The sequence below is a fragment of the Nocardia inohanensis NBRC 100128 genome, from assembly GCF_001612945.1.
Lineage (GTDB): Bacteria > Actinomycetota > Actinomycetes > Mycobacteriales > Mycobacteriaceae > Nocardia > Nocardia inohanensis.
On record NZ_BDBK01000008.1, the window covers coordinates 571,250 to 586,791 of the forward strand.

At 67.9% G+C, this 15,542-nt stretch carries 15 protein-coding genes; 4 read left to right on the forward strand and 11 right to left on the reverse strand.

The window, feature by feature from the left end:
• Positions 1–46: 46 nt before the first annotated feature.
• Both NI1_RS18425 and NI1_RS18430 read right to left on the reverse strand, forming a co-directional pair.
• On the reverse strand, positions 47–310 hold the full coding sequence (locus NI1_RS18425) for a phosphoribosyl-ATP diphosphatase (RefSeq protein WP_067710097.1): 264 nt from the start codon (positions 308–310) through the stop codon (positions 47–49).
• Between the two features lie 217 nt (positions 311–527).
• A complete protein-coding gene (locus NI1_RS18430) occupies positions 528–1,499 on the reverse strand; it encodes a GlxA family transcriptional regulator (protein ID WP_067821842.1) in 972 nt (323 codons plus the stop codon).
• 98 nt (positions 1,500–1,597) lie between these two features.
• On the opposite strand from NI1_RS18430, the gene NI1_RS18435 reads away from it, so the two are divergent.
• The gene (locus tag NI1_RS18435; RefSeq protein ID WP_067822627.1) at positions 1,598–2,131 is read left to right on the forward strand and encodes a hypothetical protein; all 534 of its coding nucleotides are present in this window, start codon (positions 1,598–1,600) and stop codon (positions 2,129–2,131) included.
• A 21-nt stretch (positions 2,132–2,152) separates the two neighbouring features.
• Here NI1_RS18435 and NI1_RS18440 read toward each other — a convergent pair whose 3' ends face one another.
• The 4 genes from NI1_RS18440 to NI1_RS18455 form a co-directional block, all read right to left on the reverse strand.
• The gene (locus NI1_RS18440; RefSeq protein ID WP_067821844.1) at positions 2,153–2,734 is read right to left on the reverse strand and encodes a TerD family protein; all 582 of its coding nucleotides are present in this window, start codon (positions 2,732–2,734) and stop codon (positions 2,153–2,155) included.
• 66 nt (positions 2,735–2,800) lie between these two features.
• Positions 2,801–4,603: a choline/carnitine O-acyltransferase gene (locus NI1_RS18445; RefSeq protein ID WP_067821846.1), complete on the reverse strand. Its 1,803-nt coding sequence runs from the start codon at positions 4,601–4,603 to the stop codon at positions 2,801–2,803.
• Entirely contained in the window at positions 4,600–5,430 is an 831-nt protein-coding gene (locus tag NI1_RS18450; protein WP_067821848.1) for a class I SAM-dependent methyltransferase, read from the reverse strand. The genes NI1_RS18445 and NI1_RS18450 overlap by 4 nt, the downstream gene beginning before the upstream one ends.
• An 11-nt stretch (positions 5,431–5,441) precedes the next feature.
• Complete coding sequence (locus NI1_RS18455; RefSeq protein WP_067822630.1) at positions 5,442–6,314, reverse strand: HalD/BesD family halogenase; 873 nt, start codon at positions 6,312–6,314, stop codon at positions 5,442–5,444.
• A gap of 161 nt (positions 6,315–6,475) precedes the next feature.
• On the opposite strand from NI1_RS18455, the gene NI1_RS37985 reads away from it, so the two are divergent.
• Complete coding sequence (locus tag NI1_RS37985) at positions 6,476–6,646, forward strand: hypothetical protein (protein WP_157535180.1); 171 nt, start codon at positions 6,476–6,478, stop codon at positions 6,644–6,646.
• Between the two features lie 120 nt (positions 6,647–6,766).
• A complete protein-coding gene (locus NI1_RS39890; protein ID WP_067821850.1) occupies positions 6,767–7,687 on the forward strand; it encodes a toprim domain-containing protein in 921 nt (306 codons plus the stop codon).
• Positions 7,688–7,710: 23 nt separating this feature from the next.
• Here the strand turns inward: NI1_RS39890 and NI1_RS37240 are convergent, their stop codons facing one another.
• Positions 7,711–8,061 (reverse strand): hypothetical protein, encoded by a 351-nt coding sequence (locus NI1_RS37240; protein ID WP_084523380.1) that lies wholly within the window; start codon positions 8,059–8,061, stop codon positions 7,711–7,713.
• Positions 8,062–8,264: 203 nt separating this feature from the next.
• Between NI1_RS37240 and NI1_RS18465 the strand changes: the two genes are divergently transcribed.
• Complete coding sequence (locus tag NI1_RS18465) at positions 8,265–8,570, forward strand: LuxR C-terminal-related transcriptional regulator (protein WP_369690145.1); 306 nt, start codon at positions 8,265–8,267, stop codon at positions 8,568–8,570.
• 33 nt (positions 8,571–8,603) lie between these two features.
• Here NI1_RS18465 and NI1_RS18470 read toward each other — a convergent pair whose 3' ends face one another.
• The 4 genes from NI1_RS18470 to metH all read right to left on the reverse strand — a co-directional run bounded on the left by NI1_RS18470 (position 8,604) and on the right by metH (position 15,453).
• On the reverse strand, positions 8,604–8,978 hold the full coding sequence (locus NI1_RS18470) for an MmcQ/YjbR family DNA-binding protein (protein WP_067821853.1): 375 nt from the start codon (positions 8,976–8,978) through the stop codon (positions 8,604–8,606).
• Between the two features lie 54 nt (positions 8,979–9,032).
• Positions 9,033–9,701: an HAD family hydrolase gene (locus NI1_RS18475; RefSeq protein WP_067821856.1), complete on the reverse strand. Its 669-nt coding sequence runs from the start codon at positions 9,699–9,701 to the stop codon at positions 9,033–9,035.
• Between the two features lie 109 nt (positions 9,702–9,810).
• On the reverse strand, positions 9,811–11,730 hold the full coding sequence (locus NI1_RS37245) for a serine/threonine-protein kinase (protein ID WP_245663308.1): 1,920 nt from the start codon (positions 11,728–11,730) through the stop codon (positions 9,811–9,813).
• A 144-nt stretch (positions 11,731–11,874) separates the two neighbouring features.
• Positions 11,875–15,453 (reverse strand): methionine synthase, encoded by a 3,579-nt coding sequence (gene metH / locus NI1_RS18485; protein WP_067821859.1) that lies wholly within the window; start codon positions 15,451–15,453, stop codon positions 11,875–11,877.
• Between the last annotated feature and the right edge of the window lie 89 nt (positions 15,454–15,542).

Sequence of the window (15,542 nt, forward strand, 5' to 3'; positions counted from 1 at the left end):
GGACGGACGGTCGAACGCCGCGCGGTACGCGCGGCGCGCTCAGCCGTCACAGATGTCGGTAGACGTCTTCCAGCCGCAGCCCGCGGCCCACCATCAGCACCTGCACCCAATACAGCAGCTGCGAGATCTCCTCCGACAGCGATTCGTCGCTCTCGTGCTCCGCGGCCAGCCACACCTCGCCGGCCTCTTCCAATACCTTCTTGCCCTGTGCATGCACGCCGGCGTCCAGGGCGGCGACGGTCCCGGACCCCTCGGGGCGGTTGACGGCACGATCCTGTAGCTCGGCGAACAGGGCCTCGAAAGTTTTCACGATCGAACATTCTTTCAGATCACCGCACACGCTCCCCCGCCGCTCCCCCGCCACTCCTCCGCCTCCCCGCTACTTTTGCCGATCGCCCAGGTGCGGTGCGACTTTCGTCGCGGACCGGCGGTTCGGGAAATGGCCGGGTCAGCCCGTCCCCCCGGAGTTACCCGAGCCGCCCGAAATCAGTTCGCCGCCGCAGCGCGCCCGCCTGCCGATTCCGCCGTCAGGGCGCGGCCGCGGCGGCCCGCTGCCGGGCCCGATACACCGAAGGGGCGATACCGAATTGCGCGGTGAATGCCTGGCGGAGAGTCTCGGCGGAGGCGAATCCGCATTGCGCCGCAATATCGTCGAGCCGCAGGCCGGTGCCCGTCAGCAGCCGTGCGGCGGCCTCCACGCGGGTGCGGCGCACATAGCGGGCCGGCGTCTCCCCCAGCTCGGCCACGAACAGCCGGGTCAGCTGCCGTTCGCTCAAACCGACCGCGGCTCCCAGCGCCTCGACGCCGAGGTTCCCGGCCAGATGTCCGGCGATGTGCTCGACGAGGCGATGCACCATTCGATGCGCGGGTTCCGGGTTCCCCACGAACACGCTCACCTGAGCTTGGTCCCCCGGCCGCCGCAGATAGGTGACCAGGCCCATGGAGATGCGACGCGCCAGCTCCGCGCCGTGGTCCTCTTCGATGAACGCCAAGGTCAGGTCGAGGGCACTGGTCACCCCGCCGGAGGTGGCGACCTCGCCGTGCCGCACGAAGATCGGTTCCGGGTCCACCTCGACGTTCGGGTAGGCGGCGGCCAGCTGCGCGGCGTAGTACCAGTGCGTGGTGGCGCGGCGGCCGTCGAGCAGTCCGGTGGCCGCGAGGACGCTGGCTCCGGTGCATACCGAGGCGACGCGCCGGGCCTGCCGGGCCAGCCGCCGGACATGACCGACGAATCGTTCGTCGGCGGCGGCATCCAGGTGGCCGAGGCCGCCGGAGACGATCAGGGTGTCGATGGTGGCGTTGAGCTGTTCCACGGCCTGATGCGCGCCGAGTGTCAGCCCCGAATCGCATTCCACGGCAGCCCCGCCCGGGGTGGCGATCGTCATTCGGTAGGGCGGGGCGGCGCCCATCCGGTTGGCCATGTCCAGGGTGGAGGTCACCGAAGCGATGTCGAGCAGCTCCACGCCCGGGTAGCCGACGACCACGACCAGCCGTTCCATACCGCCGATCCTAGTGAAACCGCCACGAATCCAAGCGATTCGGTCATGGGGCCGGTTCCGGCTGGTCCGGCCCGTGCTGCGGCGCGACCGTGATTTCCATGCACGACACCACGATTCGGCCGCGCGCCTTCGCGGTCTGGCCCGCACTCGCCGCCCTGCTGCTGGCCGCGGCCACCGCTTTCGATCTCAGCACCGGCGTCGATCTCGCCCAGATCGTCGCCGCCTCCGCCATCGTCTACCTCGGCAGTGCCGCGCTCGCCGATCCCCGCGCCGCCTGGCCGGTCTTCCTGGTCACCTTCGTCGTCATCGGCGTAGCGAAGGCAACCGGTTTCGACGGCACCTGGATACTGCTGGCGCTGGCGGTGCCCGTCGCGAGCTACGGCCTGCTGCGCCGCCGCGACATCACCCTCCAGGGGCTGGCCATGCTCGGCTTCGGCGCGGTGGCCGCCCTCGCGCTGCTGCTCGATGAACACATCGGTGCGTATCTGGTGGCCGCCGGGCTGCTGGCCCACACCGCTTGGGACATCCGGCATTTCCGCACCGGCCGGGTGGTGGTGCGGTCGATGTCGGAGTTCTGCATGGTGCTCGACACGGTGCTGGCGATCGTCGTCATCGCGCTCGAAATCACCTGATCCCGAGCCGAATACCCGCGTCTAGGCCATGGCGAAGCGCAGCAGCGCCTGCATATCGCCCTGCTTGATCTTGCCTTTGCGATCGAGGACCTCGAGCTGCCAATTGGGGCCGCTGCGGAAGGCGCGGGCAATGGCATTGGCATTGTCCGCGCCGAGCAGCGACGGCCAGATGTCGGCGACCTGCTGGGTGGAGCCGCCGGAGGCGTCGTAGATCTTGAACGAGATGTTGTTGGCCTTCTCGAAGGACGAGCCCTTCTTGAAGGCCGACGCCACGAAGATGATCGAGTCGATGGCGGTGGGCACGTTCCCGAAGGTGACGTGTACCGTCTCGTCGTCGCCGGAGGCCGCACCGGTCTGCTCGTCCCCGGTGTGCACCACCGAGCCGTTGCCGAGCGGGTCCAGGGAGTCCAGGCCGGCGAAGCGCACCGGCTCCGCGCCCTGCATGAGGACCGCGACCAGGTCCAGGTCGACGCCCTTCTTGCGGCGCGCGATGCCGAGCAGACCGCCACTGGTGCCACCCGAGGGGTCCCAGCTCACCCCTACGCTCATCTTGGTGATCCCCGCGAGATCCGCTGCACCATCTTCTTTTCGAAGCGTAATCACAAATCACACCCTACCCACCGAAACGGACACGGGTGTGGCGCAGCGGAATCCCCCGGATGAACGCCATCACTCTTCCAGCAACTCCACGAGTTCGGCTACCGCGCTCCGCAATTCATCGGCGAAGCCGAACATTTGCTGGGCCACCGATTTCGGGGTGGCCAGGTAGAGGTTCCAGCGGTCGGGCAGCAGCACGTAGGCGATGCCGATGCAGGTGGGGCTGGTGGAACCGAAACCGAAGTAGCGGATGTTCACCGAGGGTGCGGAACTGGTGCTGAGGTAGTCGTCGCGGGTGATCCGCCAGCCGGGGCTGTCGTAGAACGCCATGGGCGCCGTCGCACCCAGTTCGTCTCCGCGCCGCCGCTGGATCATCTGCAATTCCCACAGATGTTGTTCGGGCGCTTCACCGCGCTGGCACTCCTGCGCCCGCCGCACGTGCGCCTCGGCGGCGGTGCGCGCGGCGGCCCGCTTGGCGTCGGCGTCCGCCTCCGGATCGACCATGGCGGCAACGAATTCCAGCATCTCGGGGGTCACCACCCGCATCGCCTCGGTGCGGCCGTTGCGGAACTGCCGGGTGGCGATGGACTCGTAGGTGGCCCCCGTCAGTCCCTTGCTGCGCCGGTGTGCCAGCTGATAGCTGAGCTGCGCCAAGGCATCCGGGGACATGCGCAGGCTCTTGGCCTTGGCGGTGCCGAAGTCGAACGAGACGGTGGTGGTGGCATTGTCGGCGGCGTATTGCGCGAAGGCCGCGGCGGCGGTGGCGACCACCGATTTCTGCTCCGCGTCGAAGACGAACTCGATCGGTTCCACCGCGGGCATGCCCTGCGGCTGCGCGCCGGCGAGCGCGGCATGCTCGGCCACCGGCGTCTCCAGCAGGGTGTCCACGAACGACAGGATGGTGGTGCCGTCCAGTCCGCAGTGCTCGATATTGATGCCCGCCTGCCCGTCGGAGAAGACGATGAACGACACCGCCTTGTCGAACCAGCGGTTGCCGCTGTCGCCGTGCAGCAGTTGATCGCAGGCGTGCAGTTCGTCGCGCGGCGCGAAATCCTCCAGGCAGACGCAGAACAGCGCGGTCTCGATGGTCTCGAAGGCGGCGGAATTGGCCGGCTGCAAGGCTTTCCGCACCGGCGCCCACTCCACCCGGGCCATGGTGGTGAGATGCCCGGGCGAGGCGCTGATGGGCGGGCGGCGGGTGCCGGCCTTCATGACCGCGCGCAACCCGTCGGCCAGATCCTCGGGCGTATGCGGCACCCCGGCCGGGCCGAGCACATCCATCCGGAACATATTGCCGCGGTAGAACACCACGATATGCCGGGCCTGCGAGGGGCCCGGCCACTCGTCGCTGTAGGGCACCCGCACGCTGTCCTGCGGATCGCCGGGAATGCGGGTCTCGGAGAACAGGAATTTGTTCTGCGCCATGTTCAGCCGCGTCCCGCGCTGGGTGACCGGCGGAATCTCTTCCTTGTCCAAGCGCAGTTTGTAATCCACGGCCGCGGTGACCAGCGCCGCCGCCCGCTCGGCCTGATCGGCGGTGGTGGACTCGGCCAGCACCGTGTCATCGCGGAAGAGGAAGAAGAAGTTGGCGTTCAAGGCGATTCGATCGCGACGCCCCAGGTAGCGCGTGGGCCAGAATTCGTCCAGCCAGCTGCCCACGCCCGGCGTCTCGTCGAACCGTTGCAGGTCGGCGTGCAGGGTGCGGGCGGGGCTGTCGGGCCGCAGCAGGTCTTCGACGGCGGCCGCGGTGGCGGCGTACTCGTCGTCGCTGAGCAGCGGCGCGGACCAGTGCAGGAACCGCGTGCAGCTCTCCTCCAGAGTGGGGAGCGGCACGCGGGGCAGCTGGTCGTCGTGGGCGAAGGTCCGTTCGCTCAAGAGAGTTCCTCGGGGTCGATGGATAGGTTCACGGACGGTCGGGACAGGTAGAGCTGGGCGTACAACCAGCCGTCGGATTCCAGGCCGGTGGTGTCGATCCCGTTCTCCTCCAGCGTATTCAAAACTTTGGTCTGTTCGGCGTCGGAGGCGAATCTGCGCTGCCGGAACGCTCCGGGCATGCGCTGGGTGCGGTACCCGAGCGCGCCCAGCCGGGCGGCGATGGGATCGAAGGCGAACATGCGTAGCACGAAATGCGCCATCCAGGGGAGCTTTCCGCCGTGTGCGGTGGCGACCCGCAGCAGGGTGCGGTCGGTGATGTAGCCGACGCATCCGGTGGAGATGACCAGGTCGGCGGTGGCGAGCACCAGCCGTTGCGGTTCGGTGGGGTCGCTCGCTTCCAGGTCGGCGTGCACGGTGTCGTCGAGGAATCCGGCCTCGTGCGCGTATTTCAGGGCGGGGCCGGAGGCGTCCATACCGATGAACCGCACCCCGGGTAGTCGGTCCCGCGACCCGAGCAGTTCCCGGTCGGCGGCGATCAGATCGTCACCGTCGTGCTCGCGATAGTGCCCGGCGAGTTCGTCCATGCCCAGGTCCAGGCGCAGCAGGGCCGGGTTCACCCCGTAGGAACAGCCCAGGTCCAGCACGGTCGGCGCGCCGATGCCGGTGGCGGCGCGATGGTCGGCGATCAGTTGCCGGAAGTGCGGGGCCGCCAATTCCGGTATGCGGTAATCCAATTCGGCCATGCGGGCGTAGTAGGCGCGGGGATCGGGCCGCTCGTAGATGTCGTCGAACGAGGCTTTTCCGGTGTTGTGCAACGAAACCGGCATGCGGTCCCCTCTCAGTCGAGCAGTCCGTCGCCACGGACGGTGGCGGCGGCGAGATGATCAGGCAGTACCCGGCCGAAGAGTTGCCGGGTGCGTTCCACGGTGCCGATGACGCCGGGGCTGTCGCTGTAGGCGAAGATCGCCGAATGCCGTTGCACGGTGCCGCCGACCGGGGCCACCCGGTGCAGGGAGAAGCGGCCCTGGAACAGTTGCAGGTCACCGGGGCGTAGCTCCAGCCGTCGGATCAGGTGCTCGCCGTGGTCGGTGATGACGTCGTTGACGTCGGCGAAGTTCTCGGCGGTGCGGGAGCGGATGTTCGGGCAGTACTCGAACACCCCACCGCACTCCGGCTCCTGGGTGAGCATGCTGACGGTGAATTCGTTGGTGTCGAAGTGCCACGGATGCGACATGCCCGGGGCGACCACGTTCAGGCAGAGCCCGGCCAGCGGGTCGGTGTATTCGTGCAGTTCGTCCAGGCCGAAGCAGTCGGCGATGAAGCGCTGGAAGGTCTTGCTGGTGTAGAGGCGGTGGATGAGCGCCTGTGCGGGAATCAGATCCCTTGCCACGAAGGCGTTTCCGCGGCGCAGCACGATCCGGCCCGGATGGTCCGCGGGCAGATCGGCATCGAGCGGAATGTTGTAGGCATTGACCTGCTCCACCGTGTAGTAGGCGTGCGGCGCCATGGCCACGCCCTCGGAGCGCAGCGTTCGCACCCGCTCGGGCGTGATGAAGCCGCGTAGCACGCAGCACCCGTCGGCCGCCAGGTCGGCGCGCGCCGCCGCGACGACGGCTGCCCACCGGTCACTGCCCGGCGCGTCCAGCGGATACCGCACAAAGTCAACGCCGGGTACATCGCACGCGTCTACCCAGCCCCCGGTCCCAACCATGACGACCATTCTGGACGCAGCAACCGCCGACACGCCCGGAATGATCAGTGATTGTGGATAACCACTTTTCCTGTGCGCCAATAGTTTTCATGCGGTATGGTTCGGGCCAAAAGTCCGGTTCGCCGCCGGGTCGCCGAGCCGTGCTCGCACCGGAATGCCGAATGCCCGGAGATAGCTCAGGATGCCCGCTATGCCGCTGGCAGCCCGAGCCATTGCGCTGGATCGGCGTGCAGCTCATGTACTCCCTCTACCGCGCCGCCGACCACCGCGAATCCACCCTCGGCCGCACCTCGCGGATCGCCGAGGCGGCGAGCCTGATATCCGGGCGCTGAAGCGTCACGAACCGGTGCAAGCACACCCGAAAGCACCTCATTTCTGCTGCGTAACAATGGTTTTCGCACCGTTTGACAGCTCTCCGAATCCGGGTAAACCGGAGGTGAGAGGACTGCATCATGGGTATCGACGGATCCTGGAACACCATCACCCGCGCCTTGAACCAGGTCAGCGGCCCGGGCCGCCGCGGCACGGAGTGGATCACCTACCTGTGCCCGGTCCACGAGGCGGACGGCCGCCGCCATCACCCGTCCCTCGGTGTCGTCTACAACCGGCAACGCCGGCGCACCATCGTGAAATGCTTCGCCGGCTGTTCCGACGAGGAGGTTCTCGACCGGCTCGGCCTGCACGTCCGCGACCTCTTCGACGGCCCACCGGATCCGCTGCGGCCCCGGAATCGAACCGGCCCACCCCCGGCGCTCGCCCTGGCCGACCGAGCCGTCCTCGCCGCCGGATTGCCGCTCTCGGCACCCAAGCCCGACCCGGGTCCACCCCTACGCCGCCCGATTCGCGTCGCCGCCTACATCTACCGCCGCCCCGACGGCTCCCCCGCCGGCCGCGTGATCCGCCTGCGCACCCTACACGCCCGCGGCCACGTCAAATCCTTCTACCAGCAGCGCCGCACCGAATCCGGCTGGGAGCCGGGCGGATTCCCCCACCTCCCGTTCCACCTCCCCGAACTCCTCGACGCCATCAGCAAGTCCCGCGACATCTACATCTGCGAGGGTGAATCCGACGTCCTGACCGCCACCCACGCCGGTCTCACCGCCACCTGCAACGCCGGCGGCGCGAATGCCTGGCGCCCCGGCCATGCCGCCTGGTTCCGAGGCGCGCACCGCATCTGGATAGTCGCCGACCGCGACGCCCCCGGCTACCGGCACGCCGCGAAGGTCGCCGATTCCCTCCGCGACTTCGCCGACGAGCTCCGCGTGGTCCAGGCCCGCGACGGCAAAGACCTCACCGACCATTGCAATGCCGGCCATCTGGTCACCGAACTCGAACCCGTGCCGATACTCGACGCGCATTACCGCGGCGTATGACGGGCTATCCGAAGTATGCCGGGCTATCCGAAGAAGATGAGGAAATACGCACGGCCGGAAAGGATCCAGAGCGCATAGGCGATCGCCGCGATTCCCAGAACGACAGCGATGGCCGTATCGCCTCCGGTCGCCACATCCGAGGCACCGAACACGAAGCACAGGACCGCGAAGATCATCAGGATGCCCGCGACGATCACTCGCCCGATCCAGCCGAAAACCGTCGAGACGGCGCCCAGCGGATCCGATTGATCCTCGTGGGTCCAGAAACTCCATCCCGGTGGCGGCAGCGGCCATCTGGGGTCGGGCTGCCATCCGGCCGGTGGGGCCCAGCCGCGCGGCGGAGTGGGCCAGCCTGGTGGTGGATTGAATCGCACGCCGCACCTCACTAATAACAAAACCGACCGGTAATTCGGCCATTTGGGATTACCTGTCCCACAAGTGAAGCGAATTCGCGGTCGCGCCAATACTGCCATCGGGCTATCGATCAGCGGCTAAAGACCCTATCGCACGAGCTATTACAAACCACAGACTCGAATCACTTATGCGGCTGTCGAATACGTCAGACAGGAATTCCGTCGTGTCCGATCTCTCTCCGGTCCCGCAACTCTTGGGCCGTGCGCTCGTCCAGTCACCATCGTCGCCGCGACAGCTATGGCTCCGTCCGGCCTTGAGCGAACGCGAGGTCGAGGTCATGCTCGCCTGGATTCTCAGCGATTCCAAGAGCGATGTGTGCGGCAAGCTGTTCATCGCGCCGGGCACGATCAATACGCATCTGGCACGGATCCGCGATAAATACCATCGCGCCGGCCGGCCCGCGCCGACGAAGGCCGCGCTGCTCGCGCGTGCCCTCCAGGACGGCTATCTGCGCCTCGACGATCTCTGACCGCCGCACCGTCCCCCAAGCTCCGGCCTGGACTCAGTGGGGTGAGCCCAGGCCGGAATCCAGCTGTGCCACCAGCGTTTTCGGTGCGACCGCACGGTAGGCGTCCTCGACGATCTCCGCGATCTCGGCCCAGTCCACCGGCACGTCCAGGCCCACGCCCAGCCAGCCGCGATGCCCGACGTAGGGCGGGCGGAAGAAACGCTCAGGCTCGCTGCCGACCAGTTCCTCCTGCACGCCCGGCGGGGCGGCGCACCAGAATCCGAGGCGGCTGCCGTGGTGTTCGGCGGAGAACATGACGAAGGATTTCTTGCCGCGTACGAACCAGGTGGGTTCGCCGTGGCTGAGGCGTTCGGTCACTTCGGGCAGGGCCAGGCACAGGGCGCGCAGGGGTGCCAGCACATCGTCCATATCCGCAGGTTAGGTGATCGGTGCGGGGGTGTGGCTTGGACGAATGGGAATCGGTCAGGCGTGGCGGGCGCGGACCAGGTCGTGCAGGTGGTCGGCGGTGAGGCCGATGAGGGAGTCGCGGAAGACGCGGCCGGGGGCGTCGGGGACCGGGATCTCGCAGGGGATGACGATGACGGTGCAGCCGGCGGATTCGGCGGAGAGCGCACCGGTGGGTGAATCCTCGATGGCGACCGCGCGGTGCGGGGCCACGCCGAGCAGTTCGGCGGCGCGCAGGTACAGGTCGGGGGCGGGTTTGCCCTGGCCGACCTCGTCGGCGCAGACGGTGGCCGCGAAGTTCTCCCGGCCCAGGGTGTCGAGGCCGTATTCGGTCAGGGAGCGTTTGGTATTGGTGACCAGCGCCATCGGGACGCCCGCCGACCGGAAGGCCGCGAGCGCGTCCTGCGCGCCCGGCCGCCACGGGATCGGATCGTGGAACAGCTCGGTGACACGGCGTTCCAGCCAATGCCCGGCATCGCGGACCGCGTCGGGGGTGGGGTCCAGGCCGAGGCTGGTGAACAGGATGCGCAGCGCGTTCGGGCCGGAGGCGCCGATCAGGGCGTGGCGGATCTCCTCGGTCATCTCCCGGCCGAGCTCGACCGAGAGTTCACGGACCGCGATGTCCCACAGCTTCTCCGAATCCAGCAGCGTGCCGTCCATATCCCACAGCACCGCGTCCGCGCGCATCAGCGAATCACCGTTCCCTCTTACGACCTGACCGTTCCACTCACGAACCTGACAACGGCCCGCACCCGGCGGGCCGTTGTCCAGACTAACTACCTGCGATCGGTGCCGCTCACCCGCGCTGTGAGTCGGCGATCACCAGGCGGCCGCCATCCGAGGAGACCCGGAACCAGCGGCGTTCGGATTCGGTGAAGCCGTTCTTGTGGACATAGGTGATGGTGCCGGTCACGGTGTCGCCCTGCTGGGTCAGGCCGGAGGCGCTGACCGAACTGAACTGACCGAAGAACGCGGAGTAGGAACCGAATCCACCGGCGGAGCTCTGATATCCCGGCGACAGCATGGCCCAGGCGCCGTTCACATTGCCCGGCAGCTGGCCGTAGTAGCTCTGCACGAAGGCCACCTGCGCCGCGGCGTTCGGCGGCCCCAACGGTGCGGTCGTTGTCGGCGGCGGCGTAGTGGTGGTCGTACTGGGCTTGCCGCTGGGACTCGGGGTGGCGGACGGCACGCTGGAGGTCGGCTGCTGCGGAACCTGCCCCGCCGCGCTGGTACGCGAAGGCTGTTGTCCCGCACCGCCATCCGATGCCCCGGCGCCGGCCGAGCCGCCATCGGAACCGCCGCCCGTCCCGCCGCTGTCGGGCTGCACCGGCGCCCCGGTCGTACCGGCCCCGGTCGCGACCGGCGGGGTATTGCCGCCGCCGTCCCCGCGATTGAGCGTCGATCCGATGGCGAAGGCGATGATGATCGCGGCCGCCACGCCCAGCACCGCCAGAATGAGCGGACGGCGGTTGCCATCGTCCGCACCGGATTTCGCGGCGAACGGCACCGGCGGCACCGGCACATCGGGTGCGGTGCCACGCGCCCCGGTCCCGGACGCCCCCGTGCCGATGTACTCGGTCGCATCGCCGGAATTGGCGGTGGAGGCCCCGCTGCGCGAACCCGGCAGCACCGTGGTCGCATCCGAAGCGCCTGCTGCTCCACCGGTTCCGCCGCTCGTGCCACCGCCGCCGGAGGTGCCCGCGGCACCACCGGACCGACCGGAGTCACCGGATCGCGGACCGGACCCGCCCGTGCCGCTGCTCGAACGACTCGCGGCCGCGGCGATTCCGGCGGCCCCGGCGGCGATCCCGCCGCTGCCGCCGGTGCGGCCCTTACCGCCGGTCCGTCCGCTGCTGCCGCGACCGCCGGTACCGCGCGGCCCGAAACCACCGGTGCCCGGCCCGGATTCGTTCTCCCCGCTCACCGGCAGCACTTTGGTGGCGTGCAACGGCGCGACCGCCCGGCCATCGGCGACGGCCTGTAGTCGCTCGGCCGCCTGTTCCATGGTCGGCCGGTCATCGGCATCGGCGGCGAGCAGATCCACCAGCACCGGCCAGAGCGCGGCGGCGTGCGGCGCCTCCGGCACCTGTGCCCGCGCCACCGAATGCAGTACGGCCAAGGGATTGTCACCCTCACCGAACGGCGGCGCACCCTCCACGGCCGCGTAAAGCGTTGAGCCCAAGGCGAATACGTCGGAGGCCGGTTCCGGGTTCTCCCCGCGCGCCACTTCCGGCGACAGGTAGGCCGGGGTGCCGGCCAGGAATCCGGTGGAGGTGACGGTGACGTCCCCGGTGGCGCGCGAGATACCGAAGTCGGTGATCTTCACGGTGCCGTCGTCGGCGACGAGGATATTGGCCGGCTTCACATCGCGGTGCACGATCCCGGCCTTGTGCGCCGCGGCCAGCGCCGCAGCCACTTTCGCGCCGATCCGCCCCACCTCGGTGGGTTCCAGCCGCCCCTTCTCCCGCATGAGCGCGGCCAGGCTGACCGCGTTCACGTACTCCATGACCAGCCAGGGCTGGCCGTCCTCCTCGGCGACGTCGAACACGGTCACCGCATTGGGATGATGCAGTCGCGCCGCGATCCGCCCCTCGCGCATGGCCCGCATCTTGGCTTCGATGGCCGCCGACCGGGTCAGCCCCGGTCCGAGCAGCAACTGTTTGACGGCGACTGTTCTGCGCAATCGCACGTCGGTCGCACGCCACACGACCCCCATCGCACCGGTGCCGATCGGATCCGTTAGTCGGTACCGCCCCGCAATCAACCGGTCAGAACTCATGTGGTTGTGCCCCTCCTGCTGGCTATCGCGCCGAGCAACCCCTGCAACTCTGCGCGATAGCCCGGAAACCTCTTGAAAATCTTAGGCGTTGAAGTACTTCGCTTCCGGGTGCAGCAGGACGAAAGCATCCGTGGACTGCTCGGGATGCAGTTGCAACTCCTCCGACAGCATCACTCCGATCCGCCCGGCATCGAGCAGGTCGACCAGTTTGGCGCGGTCTTCCAGGTCGGGGCAGGCGCCGTAACCGAACGAGTACCGCGCGCCACGGTAGCCGAGTTTGAAGTATTCCAGTACATCGGACGGATCCTCATCGGCGACGGAATGTCCCTCCAGGGTCAGTTCTTCCCGGATCCGGCGATGCCAAAACTCCGCCAGCGCCTCGGTGAGCTGAACGCCGATACCGTGCACCTCGAGGTAGTCGCGATAGTTGTTGTCCGCGAACAGCTCATTGGCGAAGTCGGCGATCGGCTGACCCATGGTGACCAGCTGGAACGGCAGTACGTCCACCTGACCGGTCCGCGCCGCGTCCGCCCGCGACCGAATGAAATCGGCGATGCAGAGGAACCGGTCGCGTTGCTGACGCGGGAAAGTGAAGCGATAGCGTTCCGGCGCATCGGGTTTCGGTTCGGTGAGAACGATCACATCATCGCCCTCCGACACCGCCGGGAAGTAGCCGTAGACCAGCGCGGCGTGCTGGAGCACCCCCGAGGAGGTGAGCCGATCCAGCCAATACCGCAGGCGCGGACGGCCTTCGGTCTCCACCAGCTCCTCGTAGGACGGGCCTTCTCCGCCGCGTTGCCCGCGCAGACCCCACTGCCCGAGGAACAGCGCCCGCTCGTCGAGCAGCCCCGAGTACTCGTTGACCGAGAGCCCCTTCACGATGCGGGTGCCCCAGAACGGCGGCACCGGCACCGGCAGATCGGCGGCCACGTCCGAGCGCGCCGGGACCACCACGGGCACCTCTTTGGCCTTACGCTCCTCGGCGATGCGCTTGGAACGCTCATGCCGGGCTTTACGTTCGGCGGCCTTCTCGCGTTCGGCGATGGCCTCCGGGGAATTCCGGTCGATGCCGCCGCCGCGCTTGACGGTCATGATCTCGTCCATCAGCCGCAGGCCCTCGAAGGCGTCGCGGGCGTAGTGCACATCGCCCTCGAACACCTCGGTCAGATCCTGTTCGACGTAGGCGCGGGTGAGCGCCGCGCCGCCGAGCAGCACCGGGAACTGTTCGGAGACACCGCGGGAGTTCATCTCCTCGAGGTTCTCCTTCATGATCACCGTCGACTTCACCAGCAGCCCGGACATGCCGATGACGTCGGCCTTCTTGTCCACCGCGGCGTCGAGGATGGCCGAGATCGGCTGTTTGATACCGAGATTCACCACCTCGTAGCCATTGTTCGACAGAATGATGTCGACCAGGTTCTTGCCGATGTCGTGCACGTCGCCCTTGACGGTGGCGAGCACGATGCGGCCCTTGCCGGAGTCGTCGGTGGCCTCCATATGCGGTTCCAGGTGCGCCACCGCGGTTTTCATCACCTCGGCGGACTGGAGCACGAAGGGCAGCTGCATCTGACCGGAGCCGAACAGCTCACCGACCGTCTTCATACCGGACAGCAGCGTTTCGTTGATGATCTGAAGCGGCGGAACCTCTTTCATCGCCTCGTCGAGGTCGGCCTCCAGGCCGTTGCGCTCGCCGTCCACGATGCGCCGGGCGAGCCGCTCGAACAGCGGCAGCGCCGCCAGCTCCTCGGCCCGCGACGCCTTGGACGAGGCCGTGGAGACGCCCTCGAACAGCGCCATCAGCTTCTGGAGCGGGTCGTAGTCCTCGGTGCGGCGGTCGTAGACCAGGTCCAGGGCGGTCTGTCGCTGCTCCTCGGGAATCCGCGCCATGGGCAGGATCTTGGAGGCGTGCACGATGGCCGAATCCAGTCCGGCTTCGACGCATTCGTGCATGAACACCGAGTTCAGCACCTGCCGCGCCGCCGGGTTCAAACCGAACGAGATGTTCGAAAGACCCAGCGTGGTCTGCACATTCGGGTGCCGCCGCTTGAGTTCGCGAATGGCCTCGATGGTTTCGACGCCGTCGCGCCGCGACTCCTCCTGGCCGGTGCCCAGGGTGAAGGTCAGCGTGTCGATGATGATGTCGGACTCGTCCAGGCCCCAGTTGCCGGTGATATCGGCGATCAGCCGCTCGGCGATGGCCACCTTGTGCTCGGCGGTGCGCGCCTGGCCCTCTTCGTCGATGGTCAGAGCCACCACGGCCGCACCGTGTTCGGCGACCAGCGCCATGGTCTGCTGGTACCGCGAGTCCGGCCCGTCACCGTCCTCGAAGTTCACCGAGTTGACCGCGCAGCGGCCACCCAGATGCTCCAAACCGGCCTTCAGCACCGGGGTTTCGGTGGAGTCGAGCATGATCGGCAGTGTGGACGAGGTCGCCAGGCGCGAGGCCAGCTCCGTCATGTCCTTGGCACCGTCGCGGCCCACGTAGTCCACGCACAGGTCGAGCATGTGTGCGCCGTCGCGGGTCTGATCCTTGGCGATGTCCAGGCACTTCTGCCAGTCCTCGGCCAGCATGGCCTCGCGGAATGCCTTGGAGCCGTTGGCATTGGTGCGCTCGCCGATCATCATGATCGACGCGTCCTGCTCGAACGGCACCTGCGTGTAGATCGAGGACACGCTGGGCTCGTGTACCGGCTTGCGCACCGCGGGCGTCACCTCGCGCACGGCCTCGGCGACCTGCCGGATGTGCTCGGGGGTGGTGCCACAGCAGCCGCCGACCAGCGCCAGCCCGAACTCGGACACGAACTGGCGCATGGAGATCGCGAGTTCCTCGGCGGTCAGCGGGTATTCGGCGCCGTTCGCCCCGAGGATCGGCAGTCCGGCGTTGGGCATCACCGACACCGGCAGCTGCGCGTGCTTGGACAGATGGCGCAGGTGCTCGCTCATCTCGTCTGGACCGGTGGCGCAGTTGAGCCCGATCATGTCGATGCCGAGCTTCTCGAGCGCGGTCAGCGCGGCACCGATCTCCGAACCGACCAGCATGGTGCCGGTGGTCTCCACGGTCACGTGGGTGATGATCGGAATTCGGCGGCCGGCCTTCAGCATGGCGTTGTGGCTACCGGTCACCGCGGCCTTGACCTGCAACAGGTCCTGGCAGGTCTCGATCAGGATGGCGTCCGCGCCACCGTCGAGCATGCCGAGCGCGGCCTCGGTGTAGGCATCGCGCAGCGAAACGTAGGGCGCGTGGCCCAGGGTCGGCAGCTTGGTGCCGGGCCCCATCGACCCGAGCACGTAGCGCGGGTTGCCGAAGCTGGTCGGCCCCATTTCGTCGGCGACCTCACGGGCGAGGCGGGTGCCGCGCTCGGACAGATCCCGGATCCGGTCCGCGATGTCGTAGTCGGCGAGGTTGGGCAGGTTGCATCCGAAGGTGTTGGTCTCGACGGCGTCGGCACCGGCCTCGAAGTACGCGCGGTGAATGTGTCGCAGCACGTCGGGGCGGGTTTCGTTGAGAATCTCATTGCAGCCTTCGAGGCCGCGGAAATCATCGAGCGTGAGATCCGCGGCCTGCAACATCGTGCCCATCGCACCGTCCCCGATCACAACACGTTGTTTCAACGTGTCCAGTAGGGTGGTGTCGAATTCGGCGCGGCTGCGTACAGACATGTACTCAAGAGTAGTGGGAGGCCCGGACAATCCGGGCCTGGGACCGGCATGCCCGCCCCGCAGCGGCTTTGCGCGTCGCTGGCACGTCC